Here is a 26,567-nt window from a genome sequence, read left to right as displayed (position 1 = left end):
GACCCTGGTCCCAGTATAAGGACCACCTAGACCAAGGCTCGACCCGTTGTTCAGGGTGCTGGAGGGCGGCGGGCTGGCATTAAAATACTGCGGGCCGGTCGCCGGATTAGCTCTTGCTCCGCCGGTCGTTGGTGCTCCCCGAACCGCAAGGTTGCCGGAGGGGGCTACTGCATAACGATAATGACTGCCGACACCTTGTGCAGAGACATCGGTAGTTACGGCAAAAACGCCCAGCATCAGGGCACCTGCAACGGCGACAGCTCTCGCGAACATGAGAAGCTCCCCTTCTGATCGGATAAACAAGCACGTGAGTTCCGACGTTTCAACGTCGTTGATGGCCGCGGGAAACCGCGGCCATTTTTGCTTGCGTCGGCTGGTCGTGTGCTTCTCTCCCGACACGGACGTTGATCGAGGCCCGGCAAGAGCCGGTGCTCATTGCCAGCCCGGAACCCCGCGCATGTCGGGCAAGTGATGTGCAATGCCCTTGTGGCAATCGATGCAGGTCTTCTCGCCGGAAAACAGGAAGCGCTGGTGCGCCACCGACGCGCGCGGCGACTGTTTGGTGATATCCATCGATTCCGCGCTGTGACAGTTGCGGCACTCGAGTGAATCGTTGGCCTTGAAACGCGCCCACTCATGCAGCGCGAGTTCGAGCCGCTTGTCGACAAACTTGTCGCGGGTGTCGATGACGCCGAACAGGTGGCCCCACACCTCCTTGGAGGCCTGCATCTTGCGCGCGATCTTGTCGGTCCAGTTGTGCGGAACGTGACAATCCGGGCAGGTGGCGCGGACGCCGGAGCGATTGGTGAAATGGATGGTCGACTTCAGCTCCGTAAACAGATTTTCGCGCATCTCATGGCAGCCGGTGCAGAATTTTTCGGTGTTGGTCAACTCGAGTGCGGTATTGAAGCCGCCCCAGAAAACAACGCCGGCGACGAAGCCTGCGATCACCAATACGCCGAGCCCGAACACCGTGCTCGGCCGCACTAGCACTTCCCACAACTCGCGCGCGAAGGCCCATGCGCGTCGGAAGAGCCCCTCTTTTGAGGTTTGCGGGTCGGCCGCCTTCATCGACGGCCGCCCGGAGCCGCGCGGCTCAACATGGTGTCGATGTCGACGAAGTCGTTGCTGACGGGCGGATTGCTCACGCTCTGCGGTACGTGACATTCAGTGCAGAAAAAACGGCGCGGCGAGATCGACGCAAGGAACTGGCCGTCGCGATCCATGAAATGAGTAATCGAGACCATCGGCGCCTGCGACTCGCCGGTGCGCGCACGCGCGTGACAGGACAGGCATTTGTTGCTGTTCAGATCGATCTGGTAGCCGTCGATCGAATGCGGAATTACCGGCGGTTGCTCGGGATAGTTTCTGACCTCACGCTCGGACGTGTTGCGCGTCGGCATCATCGGCGGAGCCGGGCCTTCACTATCGAGCGGCGTCGGCCCGCGCAGCCCGGAATTGAGCGATTGCGCCGCCAATGTGCCGGTGCCGGCCCCTATCGCCAGGACGAGCAGAATGACGCGCAGATTCCTGATCATGACGGCAGCACCTTCTCGATGCGCACGGGCGCATTTCTTGAAGTCGGTCTGCAGCGAAAGCGGATCGGTGGCGTCGAGCGTCACCTTGTTGATCAGCTTCGACTCGTCGAACCAGGGAACGAACACCAAACCTCGCGGCGGCCGGTCGCGGCCGCGGGTCTCCAGCCGCGCCCGGATAAACCCGCGGCGAGAGATGACCTTGACCTCGTCGCCACGTCGCAGCTTGGCCTCCTGCGCATCATCCGGATGCATGAAGCAGACCGCCTCGGGAAACGCGCGATAGAGTTCGGGCACGCGGCGGGTCATGGTGCCGGAGTGCCAATGCTCCAGCACCCGGCCGGTGGAGAGCCACAAGGGGTATTCGCTATCGGGCGATTCCGCCGGCGGTTCGTAGGGAAGCGCAAAGATGCGCGCCTTGCCATCGGCAAAACCGTAGAACTGCACGCCTCTGCCCTGCCCGACATACGGATCCGAGCCCTCGCGGAAGCGCCACTTCGTCTCCTTGCCGTTCACGACCGGCCAGCGCAGCCCGCGCTCGCCGTGATAGGCATCGAACGGCGCGAGATCGTGGCCGTGGCCGCGGCCGAAGCTGGCGTACTCCTCAAATAGCCCTTTCTGGACATAGAAGCCGAGCGCCTTGGATTCGTCGTTGGCGTAGCCCGACGCGATGTCGGAGACCGGAAACTTGTCGACCTGGCCGTTGCGATACAGCACGTCGAACAGCGTCTTGCCACGATACTCCGGCTTCTTCGCCAGCAACTCTTCCGGCCAGACCTCCTCGATCTTGAAACGCTTGGAAAATTCCATCAATTGCCAAAGGTCAGAACGCGACTCGCCCGGCGCGGGGACGAGCTGGTGCCAGAACTGGGTGCGCCGCTCGGCATTGCCATAGGCGCCTTCCTTTTCCACCCACATCGCGGTCGGCAAGATGAGGTCGGCGCCGAGCGCGGTGACCGTCGGATAGACTTCCGAAACGACAATGAAATTGTCGGGGTTGCGGAAACCGGGATAGGTTTCCTCGTTGATGTTGGGACCGGCCTGCAAATTGTTGTTGACCTGCACCCAGTAGGCGTTGAGCAGACCGTCCTTCAGCATCCGGCTTTGCAACACCGCGTGATAGCCCGGCTTGTCCGGAATCGTGCCTTCCGGCAGCTTCCAGATCTCCTCCGCCTTGTCGCGATGCGCCTTGTTGGTGACGACCATGTCTGCCGGGAGGCGGTGCGAGAAGGTCCCCACCTCGCGTGCGGTGCCGCAGGCCGAGGGCTGGCCGGTCAGCGAAAACGGGCTGTTGCCGGGCTCCGCGATCTTCCCGGTCAGAAGGTGAAGATTGTAGACCAGATTGTTGCACCAGACGCCGCGGGTGTGCTGGTTGAAACCCATGGTCCAGAAGCTGACGATCTTGGTCTTCGGGTCGGCGTAGAGCTCGGCCAGCGCCTCCAGGCGATTGAGCGGAACGCCCGACATCTTCGCCGCCTTCTCCAGCGTGTAGTCGGCGAGGAATTTGACGTAGTCGTCGTAGCTCATATCGGTGGCGTCGTTTGCCTTGGCCGCGCCCGTCGCCTTCTTCTGCAGCGGATGATCGGGCCTCAGGCCGTAACCGATGTCGGTCTGGCCGCGCTTGAACACGGTATGCGCCGTGACGAAATCCTTGTTCACACGCCCAGTCTTGATGATGTGATTGGCGATCGCATTGAGGATGTAGAGATCGGAGTGCGGCGTGAACACGATCCCGATGTCCGCGAGGTCGAACGAGCGATGTTCGAAGGTCGAGAGCACGGCGACCCGCACATGCGCCGCCGATAGCCGGCGGTCGGTCACCCGCGTCCACAGGATCGGGTGCATCTCCGCCATGTTGGAGCCCCACAGTACGAAGGCGTCGGTGGCCTCGATGTCGTCGTAGCAGCCGGCCGGCTCGTCGATGCCGAAGGTGCGCATCATGCCGACCACCGCGGAGGCCATGCAGTGGCGCGCGTTAGGATCGATGTTGTTGGAGCGGAAGCCAGCCTTGAACAGCTTTGACGCCGCATAGCCCTCCCAGATCGTCCATTGGCCGGAGCCGAACATGCCGATTCCGCTCGGCCCGCGCTGCTTGAGCGCCGCCTTGAACTTCTCGGCCATGATGTCGAACGCCTCGTCCCACGAGACCGGGGTGAAGTCTCCGTTCTTGTCGTACTTGCCGTTGGTCTTGCGCAGCATCGGCTGCGTCAGGCGATCGTGGCCGTACATGATCTTGGAGAGGAAGTAGCCCTTCACGCAGTTGAGGCCGCGATTGACCTCGGCCTTGATATCGCCATGGGTAGCAACGACGCGATTGTCCTTGGTTGCCACCATGACGCTGCAACCGGTGCCGCAGAAGCGGCAAGGAGCCTTGTTCCAGTCGAGTTCGCTGGCATCGCGTTCGGTGACGAGGTTTGCCGCGACCGACGCAACCGGCATTCCACCGGCCGCTGCGGCGATCGCGGCGGCCTCCAGCTTCAGCATCTGGCGGCGATCGAGCTTGGTTTCGGTCATGGCTTGCCTCCCGGCACTTCAGCAGACGTCGATGGCGTGAAACACCAGCGAGGCGGAATGGACGTGCGGTAGCAGAGCGATCGTGTTCAATGTCGCGCCCAGCGCGCCGGCATCGGGTGCATCGACCACGACGACGAGCTTGCCCCTGGGGTCGCGGCCAAAAATCTCGCAACCGGAAAGGGCGAGGATATCGGCTTCGACCGCATCAAGGCGCTCGGGCCGGGCCTGCACCAGGATGCTGGCGATCTCGCCGCCGGGTGGCGCCACGACGCGCTCCGCCGTCAAGGCGCGGCCGGTGATCAGCGTACGGCGATTGATTGCGGTGTCGCGCACGGTGCCCCTCCTCAATGCGGCGGGGGCGGACCGGGAGGGCCGGCCACCATTTGGTAGATCCAGACCGCAAGTCCGTATGACCCCACCGTCGCGACCGCGAGCCCCGGCATCAGGATGGCGGTCAGGAACAGGAAGGCGAAGATTTCCATTCGCGTTCGGCGACGCCGTACATCTGCTGCGTCGCCGTCTGCGACCGCCATGATCGTGTCTCTCACTTGGGACGTTGGGGGGACGGCATCCGGGCCGCTGCCTTGGACGTCAATCTAGAGGGCGGCGCGGCGCCCGACGTTGATTCAGATCAACAAACTGCACAATGACCTCGCGCAGCGGACATATCCCGGGCCGGCAGCACGATGATGCTCCGCAATCGATGGCGCGTCGGCCCCGCTCACCGCCCTCGGCACCGCCGCCCGCGGTGAACCTTCGAGGCCGAGCTTCCACCGCGGCGGCAGGCCGGCGAAGGGCGGCGTGGTGTGGGCGATCACGATCGCGGCGCACCAGCCGTTCGATCGTGTTCCCCGGCTTCTTCGACGCGACGCGCGCCCGCTATGACGCGACCACCGCGCAGGTGTTCGGCGAGATCGGCTACGGGCTATCGCTCCCATCGCGCACGAGCCGTTCGCCGGCCTCGCCTGGGCCCACCTTAGCACCGACAGTTTTGCCGAGACCGGCGGAATCGGCGCCGCCGCGTTGGTCGGCGCCGGCAGCAACCAGGATGTCGGCTACTCCTCGCTCGGCGCCCGCATCGCCACCAGCTTCGCCCTCACCAGCGGCATGCAGCTGACGCCGCGCGCCTCGGTGGCCTGGCAGCACGCCTTCGGCGACGTTATCCCGACTGGCGGCACTCGCGTTCCAGAACCTGGGAACCGGATTCACCGTGGCCGGCGTGCCGCTGGCGCGCAACGCGGCGCTGGTCGAAGGCGGGCTCGACCAGCGGGTTACGCCGCAGGCCAGCATCGGCATCGCCTATGTCGGCCAGCTCGCCGACCGGGTCCAGGATCACTCGGTAAAGGCCAGTTTTAGCTGGAAATTCTGCCCCGGCGGCGCCACCGGGCTCCCTTCCTTCCACGCCAATCCGGAATGCCGATCTGCCGATTTTGCTGCATTGCACAGTCATGCATGCTGCTATGCAAACAAACCCGTTGTTTCTGGCATCTGGTATACATAGTTTGGCTGCAGATGATGAGCCGGCCCATTGCTGGCCTCCAATGAAAGGGGACACCAATGTCCAAGACCACTGTACTGACGCTCGCGCCCTCCTCCACCCTGTTCGGCCGCCTGCTGGCCTCGATCGACCGCCTGCTGATGAAGAGCGCGGAGATCTCGAATCGGAACGGCGACCTGCCGCGCTTTGGCCTCTAAGCCAAGGGATTTCCGGCGCTCTCCGCCGGATGCAGCTTTCGTCGCAAGATGCGACCTGACATTGAACCTTCGACCAATGGCCCCGATTTTCGGGGCCATTTCCTTGCGCGCTGAACTAGTCTCCCGGGGTGCCCGGGCTGAGTCCTGTGCGGCATAAGCGCGCGCTGCCCCTGCGACAGCTTGAACCTTGGCATATCGGATACCAAGATGGCTGTCGCGCGCTCATAAGCAACGACAAGGGGCGCACTGGGAGGATCTATGTCGGACATGGTTCAGGCAACTGCGGCCCCTGCGGCCGCGCGTGTCAGCGACACCTATCGCTGGACGCAACTCGCGATCGGCGTCGCCGCGATGGTGATGATCGCAAATTATCAATACGGGTGGACGTTCTTCGTCCCCGACATCCAGAAGAAATTCGGATGGGATCGCGCATCGATCCAATGGGCCTTCACGCTGTTCGTGCTGTTCGAGACCTGGCTGGTGCCGGTCGAAGGCTGGTTCGTCGACAAATACGGTCCGCGCATCGTCGTGCTGGTCGGCGGCATCCTCTGCGCGCTCGGCTGGGCGATCAACGCGCAGGCGACGACACTGAACGGCTACTATCTCGGCATGATCATCGCCGGCATCGGCGCCGGCGGCGTCTACGGCACCTGCGTCGGCAATGCGCTGAAATGGTTTCCGGACAAGCGCGGACTTGCCGCGGGCATCACCGCTGCCGGCTTCGGCGCAGGCTCGGCGCTCACGGTCGCGCCGATCCAGGCGATGATCAAGGACTCCGGCTTCCAGACCACCTTCCTCTATTTCGGTCTCGGCCAGGGCATCATCATCGTCCTGCTCTCCTTCTTCCTGCTGGCGCCGAAGGCCGGACAGGTGCCGGCCGTCGTGGCGAACGCCAACATCATCCAGACCCGGCGCAACTATCAGCCGACCGAAGTGCTGCGGCAGCCGATTTTCTGGCTGATGTACTTCATGTTCGTGATCGTCGGCGCGGGCGGCCTGATGGTGACGGCGAACCTGAAGCCGATCGCGGTCGACTGGAAGGTCGACAGCGTGCCGGTCACGCTGATGGCGGTGACGATGACGGCGGTGACCTTCGCGGCAACCATCGACCGCGTCCTCAACGGCCTGACGCGTCCGTTCTTCGGCTGGATCTCCGACATGATCGGCCGCGAGAACACGATGTTCATCGCCTTCGGCATGGAAGGGATCGGCATCTGGATGCTCTACCTCTGGGGACACGACCCGGTTTGGTTCGTGCTGCTCTCGGGCTTCGTGTTCTTTGCCTGGGGCGAGATCTACTCGCTGTTCCCCTCGACCTGCACCGATACGTTCGGCGCCAAGTTCGCCACCACGAATGCGGGCCTGCTCTACACCGCGAAAGGCACCGCGGCGCTCTTGGTGCCGATCGCCAACTACATGCAGCAATCATCGGGCAACTGGGACAAGGTGTTCATCATCGCGGCAGGCGCCAACATCCTCGCCTCGCTGCTCGCGATCGCCCTCCTCAAGCCCTGGCGAAAAGTCGTGGTCGCGAAATCGGCTACGGCTTAAGCAACCGCCCTCCATCACAACCTGCGAAGCGCCTGGCCAAAAGCCGGGCGCTTTTCATTTTTGCCGGCCGCGAGACGCCGTCGGGACCGGCACGTCGGAGGGCAGATTTGCTGCGTTGCAGCAGAATGAAGGGCTTGCTTTCTGGAATATAGTATACCAACTTCCGCCGAGCGCTTGCGACGATACGCCACAATAATTGCGACACTCGGTCACAAGACCAGCGCGCTCGGGAGGACTTGATGGTTTCCAGCAATACTGCCGTCACACAAGCTCAACCTTCGTCCAGCGGCTTCCGCTGGCTGCAGCTCGTCATGGGCATCGTCTGCATGGCGATGATCGCGAACCTGCAATATGGCTGGACGCTGTTCGTCGACCCGATCGACGGCGCGCACCACTGGGGCCGCGCGGCGATCCAGTTCGCCTTCACGATCTTCGTGGTGACCGAGACCTGGCTGGTGCCGGTCGAGGCCTGGTTCGTCGACAAATACGGCCCGCGGCTCGTCATCATGTTCGGCGGCATCATGATCGCGCTCGCCTGGGTGTTGAACTCCTATGCCGACTCGCTCGCCTTGCTCTACACCGCCGCGGTATTCGGCGGCATCGGCGCCGGCGCGGTGTACGGCACCTGCGTCGGCAACGCGCTGAAGTGGTTTCCCGATCGCCGCGGCCTCGCCGCCGGCGCAACCGCGGCCGGCTTCGGCGCCGGCGCCGCGCTCACGGTGGTGCCGATTGCAAAGATGATCGCCGCGAGCGGCTATCAGACTGCGTTCTTCGATTTCGGCATCGGACAGGGATTGATCGTCTTCCTGCTCGCCTTCTTCATCCAGCCGCCCGCGGTCTCGATCCCGCCGAAGAAGAAGCAGCTCAATCTGCCGCAGACCAAGGTCGACTTCACGCCGCCGCAGGTGCTGCGCAGCCCGATCTTCTGGGTGATGTATCTGGTGTTCGTGATGGTTGCGGCCGGCGGCCTGATGGCGGCGGCGCAGATCGCACCGATCGCGCACGACTACAAGATCGCGAACACGCCGGTCACGCTCGCCGGCTTCCAGATGGCCGCGCTGACCTTCGCGATCTCGCTCGACCGCATCTTCGACGGTTTCGGACGGCCGTTCTTCGGCTGGGTGTCCGACAACATCGGCCGCGAGCACACCATGTTCATCGCGTTCGGTACCGGCGCGCTGATGCTGCTCACGCTATCCACCTGGGGTCACAACCCGGTGGTGTTCGTGCTGGCGACCGCGGTCTATTTCGGCGTATTCGGCGAGATCTACTCGCTGTTCCCGGCGACCTGCGGCGACACCTTCGGCTCGAAGTTCGCGACCACCAACAACGGCATGCTCTACACCGCGAAGGGGACCGCAGCGCTCCTGGTGCCTGCCGCAAGCATCGTTGCCGCCAGCTATGGCTGGCAGGCGGTGTTCGTGATCGCGGTCGCGCTCAACGCCACCGCAGCGCTGATGGCGCTGTTCGTGATCAAGCCGATGCGCCGCGCCTTCATCAACGGCAACGAGGCTGCCGCCGCGGAAGAGACCGCGACGAGCGCCAAAACGGCTTGAATCAGGACGGCCTGAACTCTCAATTTTCCTGCTGAACGGACAGAGGCGCATTTCGGTGCGCCTCTTTTCTTTTTGCCAAAGACAGGGATGCCAGATACCACCGCGCCTGGTGCGGCGGATCGCCTGCGCCGCCCACGGTCGCACACAATCGTCGAAAATGTCAGTAAACCTGCCTATTTAAGCTGTTTCCTGATGGTAGATTCCGTGACAGTCGCGTTGACAATTGGCATTTTGTACACCAGACTCCGGTCAACGATAACCAAGGAGGTTGCCATGCAAGTCGGAGATATCCTGCGCAAGAAGACCCCCCGCGTCGCCACGGTGCGCATGAACGAGACCGTCGCGATTGCCGCGCAACTGATGCGCGCCAGCAATATCAGCGCGCTCGTGGTCAAGGATGTCGTTCGTACCGAGGGCAACACCGCCGTCGGCATGTTCACCGAGCGCGACGTGGTCCGCGCGATCGCCGAGCACGGTGCGGCCGGCGCGAGCATGAAGGTGTCGCAATTCGTCTCAGTGCAGCAGCTGGTCTCCTGCACATCGAGCGACACGCTCGAGCACATTCGTCATCTCATGACCAAGCACCACATTCGCCACGTGCCCGTCATCGACAACTACAGCCTGATCGGCGTCGTCAGCATGCGCGATATCGCCGCCGCGTTCGACGAGGAGACCGCCGCGTCGAAGAAAGACGCCGTGCCGGCGTAACAAACGCCTGCTTTGCCTTGCTCTGAGCCGGGCGCTGCGTGTTCGATCACGAGCGCCTGAACAGATGACGAAAGATTTCTGTCCCGCCCTCGCCTGACCGCCGCGGCCCGTCATTTCCGCATGGGCGCGCCGCAGGTCGCCGGTAGACAATTGCCGGACAGGACTGCATCCTTCCGCCCGACATCCATAACAACACCGTGCGCCGCCGTCCGCGCCGCGGAAAATCCTGATGGAAACGAGGGCAGAATGATCAAGACACGTTTCACCGAAATGTTCGGCGTCGACCACCCGATCGTGCAGGGCGGCATGCAATGGGTCGGGCGCGCCGAGCTGGTTGCCGCCGTCGCCAATGCCGGCGCGCTCGGCATGATCACCGCGCTGACGCAGCCGACGCCGGACGATCTGCGCAAGGAAATCGCGCGCTGCCGCGAGCTGACCGACAAGCCGTTCGGCGTCAACCTGACCATCCTGCCCGCGATCAAGCCGCCGCCCTACGCCGAATATCGCCAGGCCATCATCGAGAGCGGCATCAAGATCGTCGAGACCGCCGGCAACAAGCCGCAGGAGCATGTCGACGAGTTCAAGAAGCACGGCATCAAGGTGCTGCACAAGTGCACCAGCGTTCGCCACGCGCTGTCCGCCGAGCGGATGGGCGCCGACGCGATCTCGATCGACGGCTTTGAATGCGCCGGCCATCCCGGCGAGGACGACACACCCGGCCTGATCCTGATCCCCGCCGCCGCCGACAAGGTGAAGATCCCGATGATCGCCTCGGGCGGCTTCGGCGATGCGCGCGGCCTGGTCGCAGCGCTGGCGCTGGGCGCCGAAGGCATCAACATGGGCACGCGCTTCATGTGCACCAAGGAGAGCCCGATCCATCAGCTCGTGAAGGAACGCATCGTCGCCAATGACGAGCGCGAGACCGAGCTGATCTTCCGCACCATGCGCAACACCTCGCGCGTCGCCAAGAACGCGATCTCGACCAAGGTCGTGCAGATGGAGAAGGAAGGCGCCAAGTTCGAGGATGTGCGCGAGCTGGTCGCCGGCGCGCGCGGCAAGATGGTCTACGCGTCAGGCGATGCCGACGAAGGCATCTGGTCGGCCGGCCAGGTGCAGGGCCTGATCCACGACATTCCGTCCTGCGCCGAGCTGGTGTCGCGCATCGTCCACGAAGCGGAAGCGATCATCCGCGAGCGGCTGGAGCGCATGACAGCTGGTGCCAAGCGTCAGGCCGCTGAATAAGCGTTTTATCGCGCGGCTCTATCTCCTCATCCTGAGGAGCTTGCGAAGCAAGCGTCTCGAAGGATGAGGCCACAGTCGGGCCTCATGGTTCGAGACGCGCGAAGGCGCGCTCCTCACCATGAGGATTCAGACCGAAGGGAATGCCCCCATGAAAGCCTATGTCTACGGCCCTAACGGCCCTGAAATTACCGACGTCGCCAAGCCCGTGCCGAAGGGCACCCAGGTGCTGGTCAAGGTTCATGCCTGCGGGCTGAACCGCGCCGATCTCGGCATGACCAAGGGCCATGTCCACGGCGCGGCCGGCGGCGTCGGCACCGTGCTCGGCATGGAATGGGCCGGCGAGGTCGCCGAGCTCGGCCCCGATGCCAAGGGCGTCAAGATCGGCGACAAGATCATGGGCTCCGGCGGCGCGGCATTCGCCGAATACACGCTGGCCGATCACGGCCGGCTGTTCCGCGCGCCCTCCAACATGAATTTCGACGAGGCCGCAACCCTGCCCGTCGCGCTCGCCACCATGCACAACGCCGTCGTCACCAATGGCGCGCTGCAGCCGGGCCAGACCGTGTTGATCCAGGGCGCAAGCTCCGGCGTCGGCCTGATGGCGATGCAGATCGCCAAGCTGAAGGGCGCCAAGCTCGTGGTGGGCTCATCGACCGACGCGATGCGCCGCGGCCGGCTGAAGGAGTTCGGCGCCGATCTCGCGGTGGACTCGAAGGATCCCGGCTGGGTCGATCAGGTGCTGCAGGCGACCTCAGGCGAAGGCGTCGACCTGATCGTCGACCAAATCTCCGGACCGGTCGCCAACCAGAACCTCAAGGCGACCAAGGTCAAGGGCCGCATCGTCAATGTCGGCCGGCTCGGCGGCACCCACGGCGACTTCAACTTCGACCTGCATGCGGCGCGCCGCATCCAGTATATCGGCGTCACCTTCCGCACCCGCTCGATCGAGGAGATCCGCGCGATCTTCGACGAGGTGCGCAAGGACATCTGGCCCGCGGTCGAGGCACGCAAGCTGCAGCTGCCGATCGACCAGGTCTACAAATTCGCCGATATCGGCAAGGCGTTCGAACACATGGAAGCCAACAAGCACCTCGGCAAGATCGTGGTGACGCTGTAGCAGCAGACTTCGGCAAGCGTCATCGTCATTGCGAGCGAACGGCGGATGAGCGAAGCGCAAGTGTGCCTTCTCATCCGCGCTTGCCACGTGCTCTGCCCTGGCTCTTTTCGCGTACGGTGTTCAGCCGACCGGTCCGGGAATCCAATAGTCCCCCGCAAGCGGGCTGACCTTGACGCCACTGATGACTCCGAGCTCCAGGCTTGGATCGAAATAGCGCATCGTCCGCTCGTTGAGGTCGATGATGCGGCCGGGCCTTAGTGGCCCCACGTCATTTATCTTGACGATGACCTTCTTGCCTACCGCCTCGACGAGGGCATATTTCGGCCGCACGCCAAATTGGACCCCACCAAACTTCCGGCGCAGACTCGTCTTGATGGCAGCCGCCCAGACCGAGAGATCATAGCGCTCGCCGGAGGCTGTGCTTGGACCGCCCTCCTCCCTGCCGGGCTTGAACGGATTGTACATGGATGCCGCGCCAACGATTGCATCCCCACACGCGGCGTTGACGACGGCACTTGAATGAACCGCAGCGTTTTCACTTCGCGCAGCGGTGCCAGAAATGGCGAGCGCAACCAGGGCGCCGCAGATTGCGGCGCTCGAGCCGAACAGCATCATAACTCCTTGATTGATTTTCTTCGATCGTCCGGTTCCCGATGCCCGCGCAAAACATCGTCGAGCGAACGCGATGGCGTTAACTCGTGCCAATTCTTTGCGGATTCGTGCCAGTTCCGGCGGCGGAACCACTATGAGAACCGGGGTGGTTCTCACACCGTGTCTTCAGTTTCTCACCCGACTAAAACAGAGATTGCGTCAGCAAAATGACTGAATGGAGCTGTCTTCGACAGCGCGTGAAGAGTGTCGGCGTTATCTTCCGCGCCCGCTCGATCGAGCAGATCCGCGCGATCTTCGGCGAAGGTGCGCATAGCGAAGCGGCGCGAAGCAAGTGCTCCGCGCCGCTTGACCGTATGATTATCGTATGATTATCGCGACGTTCCCCCTCGCCCCGTCGTGGCGGATTGGGCCGTCTGGTTCGGCGTCACTATATTGAACCAGAAGTCGAACGTGTCGAGATACGACACGAGATCGCGCAGCTTGGTCTGGTCTCCGCTCACCTTCACCGCGCCGGACGAAACGGCATCATCAAACCTGGTCTGCTGCAGGATGATGCTGTTCAGCGTATCGCGCGACAACGCGACCGTCGCATCGGCATTGTTGGACTTCATGTTCGCCGTGTGGTTCAGCACTCCGTTCTTCAGCTCGACGAAGTAGTTGCCGTCCTTGCCGAACTCGAAGTTGAGCTTCGCATGCGCGTTGCCGGCCTTCTCGGCGTTGAGGCGAACTCCGAGATAGTCGAAGAACAAGTCCGCGGACATCGCGCGCACCGTATCGGGGCTCGCGGTGTTCGGCGTCGGCAGCTTCGCGACACCGTTGCGCAGCTCCTGGGCGCCGGTCAGGTAAAAGTTGCGCCACGGCCCGGACTCGGCCTGATAGCCGAGTTGCTCGAGCGCGTCGGCTTCGAGATTCTTGGCGGCCTGATTGTCGGGATCGGCGAACACGACGTGGTGGACGGCTTGAGCCACCCAGCGATATTCGCCCTTGTCGTAGGAAGCCTTGGCCTTTTTCAGAACCTCGTCGCTGCCGCCCATGAACTCGACGTACTTCTTGCTCGCCTCGACCGGCGGCAGTTCGTGCAGGGTCGCCGGGTTGCCGTCGAACCAGCCAAGATAAAGAACATAGGTGGCGGCCACGTCGTGATAGATCGAGCCGTAGTAACCGCGGTTTGCCCAGACATTGGCGAGGCTGTCAGGCATTTTGAATCCGTCGGCGATCTCGCGCATCGTCATGCCGTGGTTGACCATGCGCAAGGTCTGGTCGTTGATGAAGCGGTAAAGGTCGCGCTGGCTCTCCAGAAGCGAGACCACCTTGTCATTGCCCCATGTCGGCCAGTGGTGCTGCGCAAACACCACATCGACCTTGTCGCCCCACATCACCAGCGCCTGGTTGAGGTACTTCGACCAGGGAAGCGGCTCGCGAATTTTGGCGCCGCGAAGCGAATACGTATTGTGCAGCGTGTGGGTCGCGTCCTCGGCGGATTCCATCGCCTTCTTTTCCTCGATGAACCACATCATCTCCGAAGGCGCTTCCGAACCGGGTGCCATCAGAAACTCGTAGGTCAAGCCGTCGATCTTCTCTTTCTGTCCGGTTTCCTTGATGATGTTGGTCGGCGCGATGAGGGTCACCGTGCCTGCCGAGGTCGTGGTGCCGAGACCCGCGCCGACCTGACCTTTCGGATCCGCCTTGAGCAGGTTGCCGTACATGTAGCTGGCGCGCCGGCTCATCGCGGTGCCGGCCATGACGTTCTCGGCGACCGCGGCCTCCAGGAATCCATCCGGCGCATAGATCTTGACCTTGCCGGACTGGACGTCGTCCTCGCTGGTGACGCCCCGCACACCACCATAGTGGTCGACATGGCTGTGGGTGTAGATCACGGCCTTGACCGGTTTGTTTCCGCGCTTCGAGCGGTACAGGTCGAGCGCCACCTTTGCCGTCTCTGCCGAGACGAGGGGATCGACGATTGTAATGCCCTCGCTGCCCTCGATGATCGTCATGTTCGACAGGTCCTGATTGCGGACCTGATAGATGCCCTCGGTCACCTCGAACAAGCCGGAGATGTTGATCAGCCGGGATTGTCGCCACAGGCTTGGGTTGACCGTATCGGGAGCTGTCGCGTCGCTGATGAAGCCGTATTGCTGCGGGTTCCAGATCGCGTTACCCGCGCTTCCCTTGATTGCCTCGGAAGGCAGCGCGGCCATGAAGCCTTTGTTCGCCGCGTCGAAATCAGAGGTGTCGCTAAACGGCAGCTGTTTCAGCAAGACCGAATTGGCCTGCTTGGTCGCATCGGCCGCGCCCTTGCGCAAATCTTGAGTCTGTGCCGCGGCCGTACCGATCAACCCCGCGCTGACAACCCCGAGGATTGACGCCTTCGCGAAAACGCTCCTCATGTGGCCTCTCCCTTTGCATTGGATATTGGTCCACTCCCTGAGCACCGAGAGCATCGTCGCCAAACATCTCGCGGGGGAATCGTTCCTCCCGTAGTTGCTGCGTCGAAACCTGTCCGGCAGCATCTGTCCGCATGGCTGTGCGCTCTCTGGCACAAACTGCATACCAACACAGCAGGCCGAGCCGCCAGAAAACCTCTGGCGAATTCACGCGCATGAGCAGGCGTGCGCGCCACGACCGGCGGGTTTGACGGTGAGGCGCGGTGCACCGGTCATGTCGCAAGAGCGCTGTTTTGCCGCACAGTGATCGCGTCCTGGCGATGGCGAACGGTTCGCATTTTACGCGAATGGACGATCGCCCGAAGGCGGTTCCCTGTTGTGGAAGCGGAGCCATCGGCTACCGCCGAATTCCGTCCCTGCGAGCGCTACGGCTGGTCCGCCTACACACCCGGTCTGACTTGTGTGATGGCGACGCCGGAGATCGCGAGCAGTCCGCCGACAACCAGTTTCGGGGTCACGCTGTCGCCAAGGAACAGCACGCTCGAGATCAAGGCGAACACCGGAAGCAGCAGACCGAAGGGGGCGACACGGCCCATCGAGCAGCGCCCGATCAGCCAGAACCACAGGCCGAACCCGACAATGCCGCCGATGAAGACGGTGTAGGCGAGCGCCAGCCAGCCACGTTGATCCGCCGTGCCGAGGCTCGCCAGTTGTCCATATTCCAGCAGCAGCGACATCAACATCACCTGCGGCACCGTGAGCAGCGATGACCATCCCATCAGCATCAGCGGATCGAAGGGGCCGTAGCGTTTCGTCAGGACGGTGGACACCGCGAATGCGAAGGCTGCCCCGACCACAAGCAGCAGCGGAAGCACGTTTGCCGACAGCTCCGGCCCCGCCGCCAGCACCACCACGCCGACGAACGCCAGCACCACGCCGGCGGATGTGATGAGCGACGGCCGCTCCTCGAGCAGCGGCCAGGCGAGCAGCACGGTGAACGGCGGGGCGAGTTGATAGGCGACGGCCGACATGCTTCCCGAGCCGAGCCCGAGGCCGACATAGAACAGCCCGAAGTTCAGTCCGCCGAAGAAAACCGAAATAGCCGCGACAGGGCCGAGTTGTCGGCGTGTCGGCCTTCTGACGAACGGAACAAGCAGCAGCGCGATGGCCAGGAAGCGCAGTCCGAGGAAGAACAGCGGCGGAAACTCGGTGACGCCGACCTTGATGACCACGAACTGATAACCCCAGAGCAAGGGAACGGCCACCGCGCAGATGATCTGGATGGCAGACATGGCATCTTTCCTTTCAAGACCGATCGGTCCATATATCGGCACGCTGATCCCGCGGACGTAAGTGGACATCAAGGGTCATTCCAACAGTTGCTTATTTGATGAAGCGAGCGAGGAGCGCGTCAGCGGTGGCTTGCGACGTGGTACGCGCCGGAGCCGTCTTGGCGACCACGCGCAGCCCCCAAAGGAAACAGATCAGAATTCGGGCGGCACTCGAAGGCTCGACGCCATCGGCCAATCTGCCCACCGTCTCCGCACGGGAAATTGCGTCCGCCACCCTTGCCTCCATGGTTTTGAAGAAGCTCGCGAAGCGACGACCAACCTCGGCATCCTGGCCAGCCAGCTCCATCGCCGTCGCCACCAACAGGCAGCCGCGCCGGCCATTGGCACCGCACGCGCGTTCAACGTAGCCGGCAAGGTAGGCTCGCAGGCCGTCGACCGGATCTCTGCGGGGATCGAGTTCGTCATCCATCCGCGTCACGGCATCGGCGATGTAGCGATCGAGCGCGCGCAGGAACAGCGAGTGCTTGTCGCCGAACGCGGCGTAAAGACTGCCGCGCGACAGCTTCGTCGCACGCAGCAGGTCCGGCAGCGCCGTGGCGTGATAGCCGCGCGACCAGAACACATTCATCGCGCGTTCGATGGCGGCGTCCACGTCGAAGCTTCGCGGGCGCCCGCGGGGCGACTGCATGGCGGTCTGGTGTCTCATGGCAGATATATAGACCAATCGGTCTTTAAATGGCAAGTACCGCTTCGGGTCACTTCTGATCGAGTGCAGTCGGCGGGCAGTCCGCGGGACGCGGCTGAATGACCTGTCCGCGATAGCTCGAAGAGCGAAGACGGAAGCGATAGCCATTGATAGCGCCGCGCGGAGAGATGACGAGTCTCAAAGGCCTCGACGGCATTGGCTGACCAAGAACATGCCGGCCCGAATGCGACCGAGGGCTGACGAACGGTCATAGCTGCTCAGTGGGCTTCCTACGGCGCGCGTGCAATAGGCGGCGGCGTCCAGGTGCGGTCCAGGACTTCGCTCTTTGGCGCATAGAGGCGCAGCATCAACGTGAAGGGTGCTTTGGCGACCGGCAACCAGTTCGCTTCCTTATCTGTACCGGGCGACGTGGATTGGACGTAAAGGTCGAGCGACCCGTCCGCGTTGGAGACAAGATTGCTACGATCGCCAATGGCCTGACGGTTTAGCGAATTAGGAATGAAATAGCCCTCACCATCATAAGCCGTCAGTGACCAGAAGCCTTCGACCGGAGGGAACTTGCCCTTTTCGAAATGCAGGACGTAGTTCGAATTGCCGTCGAGCGGCCGACCATCAGCGTCGGTAGTGGTGGACGGATAGACGGCATCTTGCGGCAAGTTCATGCCAAGACCATAGGATGCGACGGAGGCGCGGTATGGGTAGTCGACGCCGAAGTCTGCGCTGCGTATGTTGTACGCCCACCCCTTGCTGCCCATGCCAGCCGCCTGTTTGCCAAGCTTGGCGACGGACGCCTTACCGTCGGACGTTGCTCGCTCGAAAGCTTGTTTGATTGCGGGCGCCGATGCGTTCAGGTTGAAATTTTGACCGACCTTAAAACCAACCCGCTCCAAACGATGGATCATTGGATAATCCAGAGGGTTCGGCGGATTGTCCTTTAGGATTTCGGCAAAGCGGCCGAAAAACGTGGCAGCGTCCATCTTCTCGACTTGCTCCGGTGACGGCGTTTTCATGTCGATCTTTGGATCCACTTTGCCTTTGGGTGGAACGTAGTTTCCTTTTCCCCACGCGGAGAGTGGCGTCAGTTTATAACTCAGTTGTATCTTATGAACATTGTCGTAGTCCGACGGACCGTTGGTCTGCGTACGTCCCGCAATGGCAACATAACGGGTCGGGCTGCGGATTATCTCTAGACCGCGCGGGGCGCTGCCCTGCCAGCGAGGGCCAACGACGAGAAAATTGCGCGCTGTGTTGCGACCGGTCGTGCGCGTTCCCGGAGCAGCGAACACATCGGTCCACAAGCTCAGCATCGGCAACATGAAATAACGATCCGTCGCAGGGACCGAAAGGACGATTGGCTCGCGACCGAGGTCAAGGCTGGCGACGGAATACAACGTATCGACGTTCGGCCGCACGACTGCTTTGAAGTCCGCCGACGGGAAGGCCTTGGCGTGACCAAATTGATTGAATGGCGCTTGCGCCGGAATGCCGGTTGGCTCGGCATAGTTCGCCGCCTGTATCGTCGTCACGTACTCGAGTACAAGTGGATACGCGTAGACATACGCATCGCGTGCGATCTCGTAGGCTTGATCATTGGAGACAGCCTGTGCGCCTGCCGGTGTGGTCAGCACCAAGCTGCACAGGGAGAGAGACGCACAAGCGAATTGGACGACTGCGGCTGCTGCTTTCATACTTTGCTCCCTCGACCGGACTTTTGCGGAACACAATAACCAACTACTCAAAGCGCGTCTTATGCAGATTGCGCCAGTCCGCAACCCGCAGATGTATTCCATTCTGGGTCACCAAAGGCTGGCATTCCCGGCGCTTCAACGCAGGGGCGCGGCGCCGCGAGCAGCCCGCATCGGTCTTCCAGAGAGAGCTACTTGTAACTCCGCCCATGGCAACACCTCCTCAAGGAAGTGTTGCACTTCGTTTGTGAACTCTGGGGGACCCGTTACCCCGAATGCAAGTCATGACGCGATGCGGTTGCCACAGCTCACTTCAACCACGCAACCCTGTGGTTATGGGTCCTGGCTTTCGCCAGGACGACGATGTGATTAACACAAAGCTGCAATTGCAACTGAGTGGCGATTACGCGTGGCGAACGACACTTGATGTTCACCGTTGGCCTGCTAAACCGCCGCTCATGAGCTCTTCGAACACCAGCGCACCCTCCACCAAGACATCGGTCGCAGCGATCTCGATCCTCGCCAGCGGCAGCATGGCGGTGGCGAAGTTCGTCGTCGGTATCGCGATCGGATCGCTGGCGCTGATCTCCGAGGCGCTACACTCGTCGATCGACCTGGTCGCCACCATCATCACCTGGGCGGTGGTGCGGGTGTCGGACCAGCCGGCCGACGCCGAGCATCATTACGGCCACGGCAAGTTCGAGAGCGTCTCGGCGCTCGGCATCATCGCTTTGCTCTATGTGCTGGCCGGCGGCATCCTGGTGCAGGCCTATAGCCATCTGCGCGAAGGAACGCCGCCGCCGTCGATCTCGGCCATTCCCTTTGTCGTTCTGGTCATCGATATCGGCGTCAATCTGTGGCGGGCCCGCGCGCTGCACCGCGCCGCGCGCGACACCAAGAGCCAGGCGCTGGCCGCCGACGCGCTGCATTTCGCCTCCGACGTGATGGGCTCGACCGCCGTCATTGTCGGCCTGGTGCTGGCCGGCTTCGGCTTCTGGTGGGGCGATGCCGCGGCGGCGATCGCGGTCGCGGTGATGATCGCCCTGCTCGGCCTGCGCATGGCGCGGGAGACGGTCGAGACCCTGCTCGACCGCGCGCCCCAAGGCGCGCTGGAAAAGGCCACCGCCGCCATCAAGGCCGTGCCGGGGGTGGTCGATGTCGACCGGTTGCGGGTCCGCATGGTCGGCGCGACGCATTTCATCGATGCCATCGCCAAGGTGCCGCGCACCTACCCGATCGACCGCGTCGAGGACATCAAGCGCAGGGCACAGGCGGCGGTGACCAAGACGTTCGGCGACGCCGACCTCACCTTCACCGCGGTGCCGGTGGCGCGCGACAATGAGAGCGTGCGCGAGCGCATCATGGTGATCGCGCGCAATTCCGGCCTCGCCATCCACCACGTCACGGTGCACGACATCGGCGGCAAGCTGATCGTCGGCATCGACCTCGAGGTCGACGGCGACATGGCGCTCGACGCGGCGCACGGCATCGCCCACGAGCTCGAGCGCGCGATCCGCGAGGATTTCGGCGAGGATGTCGAGGTCGACACCCATATCGAGCCACTCGAGCCGGAACTGCCGTGGGGAACCGACGCCGCGCCCGACCGCGTGGAAGCCATCAAGGCGGCGCTGACCGGCTTTGCCGATGGCGGTGCGATCCATGACATCCACAATGTGCGGGTCCGCAACACCGACGCCGGCGAGGTCGTCAACTTCCATTGCCGCGCGCGGCCTTCGATGAGTGTGATCAAGGTGCACGAAAGCGTCGACGAGATCGAACGCAAACTGCGTCGTGCGTTCCCCACCGTGAAGCGTGTGATCAGTCACGCAGAGCCGACGCGCGCGTAATTCTACGGAGCCGTTCCTGTTTCGGACTCACTTTGCGCCGCATGATTCTCTCCGGGACAAGAATTTTTTCGCATTAACGAATCGTTGACTCTCGACAGTCCCGGAAATCTGGATTCAAATGATCATGATTCGGATGCATCGTGGGGAGCATCCGAACCGGGTAAAAAATCAGCTTAGAGCGGGGGTCTCAGGCATGGCGCGCGCGCATGCAGCGAACGCGTGCGTCCAATCCGATTCGATCAAGGGATTGGCGCAGTCGATCGCGAAACCGGCCTATCACAGGCTCCTGACCGCCGAGCCTGCACTGCGCCGCGCTGTCCCTACCCTCATCATCGCCTTCCTCATCACGATCTGCCTCGGCGCCTTCGTCCAGGTGATCGACCAGAACCGGCAGAAGCGCGGCGCGATGAAGCGCGACCTTGCCGCGCTGTCCGACATCCTAGCCGAACGTCTCGATCGCCTGACCTCGGTGCGGCGCGACCGGCTCGCCAACATCGAGCGGATGCAGGAACTGCTGCCGGACCTGATCCCGTCCTGGGGCATCGCCTATGGCCGCCACGTCATCATCACCAGCGCCGATCACCGTGTGCTGGCGCGCGTGCCGGTCGATGGCGCCGGCGAGAACGACCGCATCCTCGACATCGTCTCCACCGCGCAGCTGCTGGTCGCGCCCGGCCAGCAGGGCACGGTCAGCGACATGACGCTGCCCGGCGGCACGGGCGCGCTGGCGATCTCGCAGCTCGTCAAGTCGCTGCCCGGCCAGGTCGTCGTCATCCAGGAGATGAACGAGCCGATCTGGGGATCGGACGCGGCGCTCTCGGTGACGCTGTCGGCGACCACGAGCTTCGTGGTGCTGATCCTCGGCTTCGCCTTCCACTGGCAATCGACCCGCGCCCGCGAGGGCGACCTGATCAACGACGCCGTGCGCGGCCGGATCGACACCGCGCTCAACCGCGGCCGCTGCGGATTGTGGGACTGGGACCTGTCGCGCGGCAGGATCTTCTGGTCGCAGTCGATGTTCACGCTGCTCGGCCTCGACACCCGCAACGACCTCCTCACCTTCGGCGAGGTCAATGCGCTGGTGAATTCGGACGACATCAACCTGTTCGACATCGCCGACCAGCTGATCGCGGGCAAGATCGATCACATCGACCAGAGCTTCCGCATGCGCCATGTCGGCGGCCACTGGATCTGGCTGCGGGTGCGCTGCGAGCTCAGCCACGCCGCGGCCGACGGCGGCCTGCATCTGATCGGCATCGCGGTCGACATCACTGAGCAGAAGAGCCTCGCCGAGAAGTCGGTGGAAGCCGATCTCAGGCTGCGCGACGCGATCGAGACCATTCCGGAGGCCTTCGTGCTCTGGGATGCCGACGATCGTCTCGTGCTCTGCAACTCGCACTTCCAGCGGCTGCACAAGCTGCCCGATTCCGCCGTCAGCCCCGGTACCTCCTACGAGACCGTGATCGAGGTCGGCAGCATGCCGGAAGTGCGCACCCGCCTGCACGAGAGCGGCGTGCCGGCGCCCGGCGCCCGCACCTTCGAGGCCCAGCTCGACGACGGCAGCTGGCTGCACATCAGCGAGCGCCGCACCAAGGACGGCGGCTACGTCTCGGTCGGCACCGACATCACCCGCATCAAGGCGCACGAGCAGAAGCTGGTCGACAACGACCTGCGCCTGCGCGCCACCGTGATCGACCTGCAGCGCTCGCAAGCCGAACTGGAGCGGCAGGCCGTCGAGCTTGCCGACCTCGCCGAAAAATATTCGCAGGAGAAGACCCGCGCCGAGGACGCCAACGCCGCGAAGTCGAAGTTCCTCGCCAATATGAGCCATGAGCTGCGCACCCCGCTCAACGCCATCATCGGCTTCTCCGAGATCATGGGCAGCGGCCTGTTCGGCACGCTCGGCTCGGACAAATATGCGGAGTACTGCCACGACATCCTGACGTCGGGGAAATACCTGCTCGAGGTCATCAACGACATTCTCGACATGTCGAAGATCGAGGCCGGCCGCATGAAGTTCGACATGGAGCCGCTCGATCTCTCCGGCATCCTCGCGGAGTCGCTGCGGGTGGTCTCCGGCCGCGCCGAGCACAAGGGATTGTCGCTGGAGTCGGATATCGAAAGCACGATCTCGGTCGTCGCCGACCGCCGCGCGGTCAAGCAGATCATCGTCAACCTGCTCTCCAATGCGGTGAAGTTCACGCCCGACCACGGTCGTGTGCTGGTGCGCGGTCAGATGCTGGATGACTCGATCGTGCTGTTGATCGCCGACAGCGGCATCGGCATCGCGCCGGAATCGCTGCGGCGGCTCGGCAAGCCGTTCGAGCAGGTCGAGAGCCAGCTCACCAAGAGCTACCAGGGCTCAGGCCTCGGACTTGCGATCGCGCGCTCGCTCACCAACCTGCACGGCGGCTCGATGCGGCTGCGCTCCAAGCTCGGCGTCGGCACCGTCGTGCGCGTCACGCTGCCGCGCGATCCGCGGTCCCTGCAGACGAAGCTGCCGGAAGCGGCCTGAGCCTCCCACACTACTTCGCAAGCACCCCTTCCAGCAGCGCGGAATCACCGAGCACGGCCAGCGTCTCGCGAGGCGTGAGATGCCGGACTGCCTGGTCGAAGCTGTCGCTTGCCTCGATCCGTGCACGCGCCACCGCGAGGTGAAGATCGATCTCGCCCGGACCGCCGCGCCGCGCCGGCGGCAGCGACGAGAGATGGCGATGCAGCAGCCCGGAATCCTGCCGCAACGTCGCGAGCGCGGGGGCCGATGCGAGTGCCGGCGACGATGCCAGCTCATTGGCGCGGACCAGCACGCGTGGCGGCTTCGCTTCCTCCGGCGTCACGAACAGCGCGCGCATCGCCGGCCTGGCGGTCCAGGCCCCGATCGGGATCGCAAACAGCAGGCCGACGATCACCGGCGACATCCACAGCAGCAGCGGCAGCGACACCGCCCAGGCGCTTATCGCCATCGCAACACCGCAGGCGGTGGGAACGCCGTACTTCCGATAGAGCTCCCGCCGCTCGACCGCGCCGTCATCGCGCCGCTGCGTCTGCCAGCCGGCATCCCGGCCGAGCAGGATCTCGACGACGGCAATCGACTGGAACACCATCATGACCGGTGCGATCATCGCCGAGATCAGCACCTCGGCGATCACGCCCGTCAGCGCCCGGAAACCGCCGCCGAATTGCCGGCGCACGTCCGACCGTGTCAGCAACAGGAGGAAGCCGAGCAGCTTCGGCACGATCAGCAGCGCCATGGTGAGGCCAAACACCCAGGCGGCGAGCACCGGGTCCTGCGCCGGCCAGTTCGGGAACAGCGAAAAGCCCTTCGGAAAATATTCGGGCCGAATGAAGCGCGCCTGCAACGAGATCAGGATTCCGAGCAGCAGGAACGACAGCCAGAGCGGCGCGGTGATGTAGGAGCCGATCCCGGTCATGAAATGCAGCCGCGAGATCCAGTGCAGCCGGCGCGTCCTCAGCACGGCGAGATGCTGCAGATTGCCCTGGCACCAGCGGCGGTCGCGCGCGGCAAAATCCAAGAGCGACGGCGGGACCTCCTCGAAACTGCCGCCGAGCATCGGGGCCATGTAGATGCCCCAGCCGGCGCGCCGCATCAGCGCCGCCTCGACGAAGTCGTGGCTCAGGATATGTCCGCCGAACGGCTTGCGTCCGGAGAGTTCGGGCAGCCCCGCCTGCTGCGCAAATGCCTCGATCCTGATGATGGCGTTGTGCCCCCAATAATTGCCCTCGGAGCCGTGCCACCACGCAACGCCGGCGGCGACCATCGGTCCGTAGAGCCGGCCGGCAAACTGCTGCAGGCGGCTGAACAGGCTGCGCGCGTTGACGATGACCGGCAGCGTCTGCAGCAGCGCCGCCTGCGGATTGGTCTCCATGGCGTGCGCCATCCGCACCATGGTGTCGCCCGACATCAGGCTGTCGGCGTCGAGCACGATCATGAACCGATAGGCGCCGCCGAACCGCGTGATCCACTCGCCGACATTGCCGGACTTCCGCGCCGTATTGTCGGCGCGATGCCGGTAGAACAGCCGTTGCGCGCCGCAGGCCTCGCACAGTTCGAGGAACGCCCGTTCCTCGGCGATCCAGATATCCGGATCGCGGGTGTCGCTGAGCACGAACCAGTCGAAGCTGTCGCCCTGCCCGGTCGCCTCGACGGACTCGTAGATGGCGCGCAGGCGCGCCATCAATTGATGCGGATTCTCGTTGTAGGTCGGGAGCAGGACCGCGGTCCGGCTCGCGAGCTGCGGCAAGGGACCATCGTCGCGGATCGGCAAGGCATTGCCGTTGCGGCGAAGCAGAACGAAGAAGCCGGCGAGCGCCGAAGCGAACGAAAACGCGATCCAGGCGAGCAGCGCGACGAACAGCACCAGCACCATGCCTTCCATGATCGTCACGCCGCCGACCTGGACCACCATGTACATCTCGTAGGCGCCGGCACCGGTCAGCGCCGCCGTCAACATCAGGACGAACGCGCGGCGCATCAACATGCCCGCACCGACCGACACCGGCGTGCTCACCGCATGCGGCGGCCGGCCGAGATCGGCCGCCGACATCGCAAGCGGGCTCTCTTGTGGCAGGAAGCCTTCGGCCGCCGCGGCGACGTCGGACTGAGGCGACGTGACTATGGCGCCCATCGATAGACCCAGATCTCGGAGAGCGGCTTGTCATTCTGCGCCAGATGCGCACGCAGCTCGATCGGGTCCTTCTTGACGGCGCATTGGAAGCTGAGCCGCCATCCGCCGGTATTCGGATTTGGCTGCGTGACGACATTCGTGATCTCGGACTTCTCGGCCGTCACGACGCCCTTGACGCTGCCGGGATCGATCCCCTTCAGATTGTCCCCGAACAGGTCGAGCACGAACAGCTTGCTGTTCTCGCCATGCGCGCCGATGCCGCTGCGCGTGAAGCGCGCGAGCGAATGCGGCTTCGGCGCATCCGGCCCCCAATGCAGGCGATAGGTGAAATTGGTCTCGCTCTTGGCCTTGGGCGGCGCCTTCGGCCGCCAGAATGCGGCGATGTTGTCGTGGATCTCTTCCTTGGTCGGGATCTCGAACAGGATGACCGCGCCCTCGCCCCAGTCGCCGATCGGCTCGACCCACAGGCTCGGACGCTTCTCGAAGCGCGATTCGATGTCCTGATAGGCGAAGAAGTTCTTCTCGCGCTGCATCAGACCGAACCCATGCGGATTGACGTCCTGGAACGTGCTGATCTGGAGGTCGCGCGGATTGCTCAGCGGGCGCCACAGGCTCTCGCCCTTGCCGTTGTAGATCGCAAGCCCGTCCGAATCGTGCACCGACGGCCTGAAGTCGTCGACCTCGTTGCGATCGTTGGGCCCGAAGAAGAACATGCTCGTCATCGGCGCAAGGCCGGCATGCTCGAGATCGGCGCGCGGATAGAGCGATGCCTCGACATCGAACACCGTGGTCGCTCCAGGCCTGATCGTGAAGCGGTAGCTTGCCGCGCAGCTCTTGCTGTCGAGCAAGGCGTGAATGACCAGCGAGGTCGCGTTCGGCACCGGGCGCTCGAGCCAGAACGCCTTGAAGAACGGAAACTCCTCGCCCTTGGCCTCGCCGGTATCGATCGACAGGCCGCGCGCCGACAGGCCGTAGGTCTCGTCCTTGGCGACCGCGCGGAAATAGCTCGCGCCGAGGAAGACGCAGACCTCGTCATAGTAGTCCGGCTTGTTGATCGGCGCGTGGATGCGAAATCCGGCAAAGCCGAGGTCGGTCTCGGTGAAGTCAGGCACGGTCTCGCCGAACGAGAACATGTCCTTGCTGTACTTGACTTCGCTGACCTTGCCGTCGGCGATCTCGAAGATCTTGACCTTGTTCTTGTAGAAGAAACCGCGGTGGAAGAACTGCGCTTCGAACGACAGCTTCGAACCGCGCCACAGCGCGCGCTCGGGCGTGAAGCGGATCGATCGGTACTGGTCGTAGTTGAGGTCCGTCAGGCCGTTCGGCAACTTCTCGTCCGGCGCCTCGAACGACTTGCTGGCGAGATTGCGCGCAAGCTCCCTGACCATGCCTGGGTTGAAGGGTGCGTCCGTCGCGCTCCCTGCGGCGGCGGCTTGGCGCTGTGGCAAGAACATGAGTGTCGGCAACACGGCCG

At 63.5% G+C, this 26,567-nt stretch carries 20 protein-coding genes and 2 pseudogenes; 10 read left to right on the top strand and 12 right to left on the bottom strand.

Going from position 1 to position 26,567, the window contains the following annotated elements; all coding sequences use genetic code 11:
• Nucleotides 1-432: 432 nt before the first annotated feature.
• The 5 genes and pseudogenes from ACVWY5_RS11465 to napE all read right to left on the bottom strand — a co-directional run bounded on the left by ACVWY5_RS11465 (nt 433) and on the right by napE (nt 4,582).
• Nucleotides 433-1,071, bottom strand: coding sequence for a NapC/NirT family cytochrome c (locus ACVWY5_RS11465; protein ID WP_028331526.1), 639 nt, complete (start codon nt 1,069-1,071; stop codon nt 433-435).
• A complete protein-coding gene (locus tag ACVWY5_RS11460) occupies nt 1,068-1,538 on the bottom strand; it encodes a nitrate reductase cytochrome c-type subunit (protein WP_028331527.1) in 471 nt (156 codons plus the stop codon). Before ACVWY5_RS11460 ends, ACVWY5_RS11465 begins: the two co-directional genes overlap by 4 nt.
• Nucleotides 1,535-4,049 (bottom strand): annotated as a pseudogene (gene napA / locus ACVWY5_RS11455) (nitrate reductase catalytic subunit NapA). Before napA ends, ACVWY5_RS11460 begins: the two are co-directional and overlap by 4 nt.
• Before the next feature lie 18 nt (nt 4,050-4,067).
• Nucleotides 4,068-4,382 (bottom strand): chaperone NapD, encoded by a 315-nt coding sequence (locus tag ACVWY5_RS11450; RefSeq protein ID WP_028331529.1) that lies wholly within the window; start codon nt 4,380-4,382, stop codon nt 4,068-4,070.
• 11 nt (nt 4,383-4,393) lie between these two features.
• Nucleotides 4,394-4,582, bottom strand: coding sequence for a periplasmic nitrate reductase, NapE protein (gene napE / locus ACVWY5_RS11445; RefSeq protein WP_028331530.1), 189 nt, complete (start codon nt 4,580-4,582; stop codon nt 4,394-4,396).
• 394 nt (nt 4,583-4,976) lie between these two features.
• Between napE and ACVWY5_RS11440 the strand changes: the two are divergent.
• From ACVWY5_RS11440 to ACVWY5_RS11405, 8 genes and pseudogenes are all read left to right on the top strand, one after another.
• Nucleotides 4,977-5,201: pseudogene (locus ACVWY5_RS11440) on the top strand (autotransporter outer membrane beta-barrel domain-containing protein); the annotation flags it as partial.
• A gap of 58 nt (nt 5,202-5,259) precedes the next feature.
• Complete coding sequence (locus ACVWY5_RS11435) at nt 5,260-5,550, top strand: hypothetical protein (RefSeq protein WP_028331531.1); 291 nt, start codon at nt 5,260-5,262, stop codon at nt 5,548-5,550.
• Nucleotides 5,551-5,606: 56 nt separating this feature from the next.
• Nucleotides 5,607-5,744 carry a hypothetical protein gene (locus ACVWY5_RS11430; protein ID WP_167350443.1) on the top strand — a complete coding sequence of 46 codons (138 nt, stop codon included), beginning with the start codon at nt 5,607-5,609 and terminating at the stop codon, nt 5,742-5,744.
• 258 nt (nt 5,745-6,002) lie between these two features.
• Nucleotides 6,003-7,295: an oxalate/formate MFS antiporter gene (gene oxlT / locus ACVWY5_RS11425; protein WP_028331532.1), complete on the top strand. Its 1,293-nt coding sequence runs from the start codon at nt 6,003-6,005 to the stop codon at nt 7,293-7,295.
• Nucleotides 7,296-7,534: 239 nt separating this feature from the next.
• Nucleotides 7,535-8,851, top strand: a complete 1,317-nt coding sequence (gene oxlT / locus ACVWY5_RS11420; RefSeq protein WP_028331533.1) for an oxalate/formate MFS antiporter — start codon at nt 7,535-7,537, stop codon at nt 8,849-8,851.
• Between the two features lie 273 nt (nt 8,852-9,124).
• Nucleotides 9,125-9,559: a CBS domain-containing protein gene (locus ACVWY5_RS11415; protein WP_028331534.1), complete on the top strand. Its 435-nt coding sequence runs from the start codon at nt 9,125-9,127 to the stop codon at nt 9,557-9,559.
• A 246-nt stretch (nt 9,560-9,805) separates the two neighbouring features.
• Nucleotides 9,806-10,801 carry an NAD(P)H-dependent flavin oxidoreductase gene (locus tag ACVWY5_RS11410; protein ID WP_028331535.1) on the top strand — a complete coding sequence of 332 codons (996 nt, stop codon included), beginning with the start codon at nt 9,806-9,808 and terminating at the stop codon, nt 10,799-10,801.
• Between the two features lie 148 nt (nt 10,802-10,949).
• A complete protein-coding gene (locus ACVWY5_RS11405) occupies nt 10,950-11,918 on the top strand; it encodes a zinc-binding dehydrogenase (protein ID WP_028331536.1) in 969 nt (322 codons plus the stop codon).
• 120 nt (nt 11,919-12,038) lie between these two features.
• Here ACVWY5_RS11405 and ACVWY5_RS11400 read toward each other — a convergent pair whose 3' ends face one another.
• The 5 genes from ACVWY5_RS11400 to ACVWY5_RS11380 form a co-directional block, all read right to left on the bottom strand.
• Entirely contained in the window at nt 12,039-12,686 is a 648-nt protein-coding gene (locus tag ACVWY5_RS11400; RefSeq protein ID WP_321176774.1) for a septal ring lytic transglycosylase RlpA family protein, read from the bottom strand.
• A 212-nt stretch (nt 12,687-12,898) separates the two neighbouring features.
• Complete coding sequence (locus tag ACVWY5_RS11395; protein ID WP_050387026.1) at nt 12,899-14,920, bottom strand: alkyl/aryl-sulfatase; 2,022 nt, start codon at nt 14,918-14,920, stop codon at nt 12,899-12,901.
• A 437-nt stretch (nt 14,921-15,357) separates the two neighbouring features.
• On the bottom strand, nt 15,358-16,209 hold the full coding sequence (locus ACVWY5_RS11390; RefSeq protein ID WP_028331538.1) for an EamA family transporter: 852 nt from the start codon (nt 16,207-16,209) through the stop codon (nt 15,358-15,360).
• Between the two features lie 91 nt (nt 16,210-16,300).
• Nucleotides 16,301-16,897 (bottom strand): TetR/AcrR family transcriptional regulator, encoded by a 597-nt coding sequence (locus tag ACVWY5_RS11385; protein ID WP_028331539.1) that lies wholly within the window; start codon nt 16,895-16,897, stop codon nt 16,301-16,303.
• A gap of 287 nt (nt 16,898-17,184) precedes the next feature.
• Nucleotides 17,185-18,603 (bottom strand): DUF1254 domain-containing protein, encoded by a 1,419-nt coding sequence (locus ACVWY5_RS11380; RefSeq protein ID WP_063616561.1) that lies wholly within the window; start codon nt 18,601-18,603, stop codon nt 17,185-17,187.
• A 455-nt stretch (nt 18,604-19,058) separates the two neighbouring features.
• Here ACVWY5_RS11380 and ACVWY5_RS11375 point away from each other — a divergent pair, with 455 nt between their 5' ends.
• The gene (locus ACVWY5_RS11375; RefSeq protein WP_028331541.1) at nt 19,059-20,447 is read left to right on the top strand and encodes a cation-efflux pump; all 1,389 of its coding nucleotides are present in this window, start codon (nt 19,059-19,061) and stop codon (nt 20,445-20,447) included.
• Between the two features lie 193 nt (nt 20,448-20,640).
• A complete protein-coding gene (locus ACVWY5_RS11370; RefSeq protein WP_028331542.1) occupies nt 20,641-22,962 on the top strand; it encodes an ATP-binding protein in 2,322 nt (773 codons plus the stop codon).
• A 10-nt stretch (nt 22,963-22,972) separates the two neighbouring features.
• On the opposite strand, the gene mdoH is transcribed toward ACVWY5_RS11370, so the two are convergent.
• Together mdoH and ACVWY5_RS11360 are read right to left on the bottom strand one after the other, a co-directional pair.
• Complete coding sequence (mdoH, locus tag ACVWY5_RS11365) at nt 22,973-25,093, bottom strand: glucans biosynthesis glucosyltransferase MdoH (protein ID WP_028331543.1); 2,121 nt, start codon at nt 25,091-25,093, stop codon at nt 22,973-22,975.
• The gene (locus ACVWY5_RS11360; RefSeq protein WP_038377085.1) at nt 25,081-26,547 is read right to left on the bottom strand and encodes a glucan biosynthesis protein G; all 1,467 of its coding nucleotides are present in this window, start codon (nt 26,545-26,547) and stop codon (nt 25,081-25,083) included. Before ACVWY5_RS11360 ends, mdoH begins: the two co-directional genes overlap by 13 nt.
• Nucleotides 26,548-26,567 lie beyond the last annotated feature (20 nt).

The sequence above is a fragment of the Bradyrhizobium sp. USDA 3256 genome (genome assembly GCF_054058275.1).
This window is presented reverse-complemented; position numbering and strand designations above follow the sequence as displayed.

Coding starts and splice junctions, on each gene's coding strand:
- ACVWY5_RS11460 (WP_028331527.1), bottom strand. CDS start 1,538: ATGATCAGGAATCTGCGCGTCATTCTGCTCGTCCTGGCGATAGGGGCC.
- ACVWY5_RS11375 (WP_028331541.1), top strand. CDS start 19,059: ATGAGCTCTTCGAACACCAGCGCACCCTCCACCAAGACATCGGTCGCA.
- ACVWY5_RS11370 (WP_028331542.1), top strand. CDS start 20,641: ATGGCGCGCGCGCATGCAGCGAACGCGTGCGTCCAATCCGATTCGATC.
- ACVWY5_RS11465 (WP_028331526.1), bottom strand. CDS start 1,071: ATGAAGGCGGCCGACCCGCAAACCTCAAAAGAGGGGCTCTTCCGACGC.
- ACVWY5_RS11360 (WP_038377085.1), bottom strand. CDS start 26,547: ATGTTCTTGCCACAGCGCCAAGCCGCCGCCGCAGGGAGCGCGACGGAC.
- ACVWY5_RS11410 (WP_028331535.1), top strand. CDS start 9,806: ATGATCAAGACACGTTTCACCGAAATGTTCGGCGTCGACCACCCGATC.
- oxlT (WP_028331533.1), top strand. CDS start 7,535: ATGGTTTCCAGCAATACTGCCGTCACACAAGCTCAACCTTCGTCCAGC.
- napE (WP_028331530.1), bottom strand. CDS start 4,582: ATGGCGGTCGCAGACGGCGACGCAGCAGATGTACGGCGTCGCCGAACG.
- ACVWY5_RS11395 (WP_050387026.1), bottom strand. CDS start 14,920: ATGAGGAGCGTTTTCGCGAAGGCGTCAATCCTCGGGGTTGTCAGCGCG.
- ACVWY5_RS11390 (WP_028331538.1), bottom strand. CDS start 16,209: ATGTCTGCCATCCAGATCATCTGCGCGGTGGCCGTTCCCTTGCTCTGG.
- ACVWY5_RS11380 (WP_063616561.1), bottom strand. CDS start 18,603: ATGAAAGCAGCAGCCGCAGTCGTCCAATTCGCTTGTGCGTCTCTCTCC.
- ACVWY5_RS11430 (WP_167350443.1), top strand. CDS start 5,607: ATGTCCAAGACCACTGTACTGACGCTCGCGCCCTCCTCCACCCTGTTC.
- ACVWY5_RS11415 (WP_028331534.1), top strand. CDS start 9,125: ATGCAAGTCGGAGATATCCTGCGCAAGAAGACCCCCCGCGTCGCCACG.
- oxlT (WP_028331532.1), top strand. CDS start 6,003: ATGTCGGACATGGTTCAGGCAACTGCGGCCCCTGCGGCCGCGCGTGTC.
- ACVWY5_RS11405 (WP_028331536.1), top strand. CDS start 10,950: ATGAAAGCCTATGTCTACGGCCCTAACGGCCCTGAAATTACCGACGTC.
- ACVWY5_RS11385 (WP_028331539.1), bottom strand. CDS start 16,897: ATGCAGTCGCCCCGCGGGCGCCCGCGAAGCTTCGACGTGGACGCCGCC.
- mdoH (WP_028331543.1), bottom strand. CDS start 25,093: ATGGGCGCCATAGTCACGTCGCCTCAGTCCGACGTCGCCGCGGCGGCC.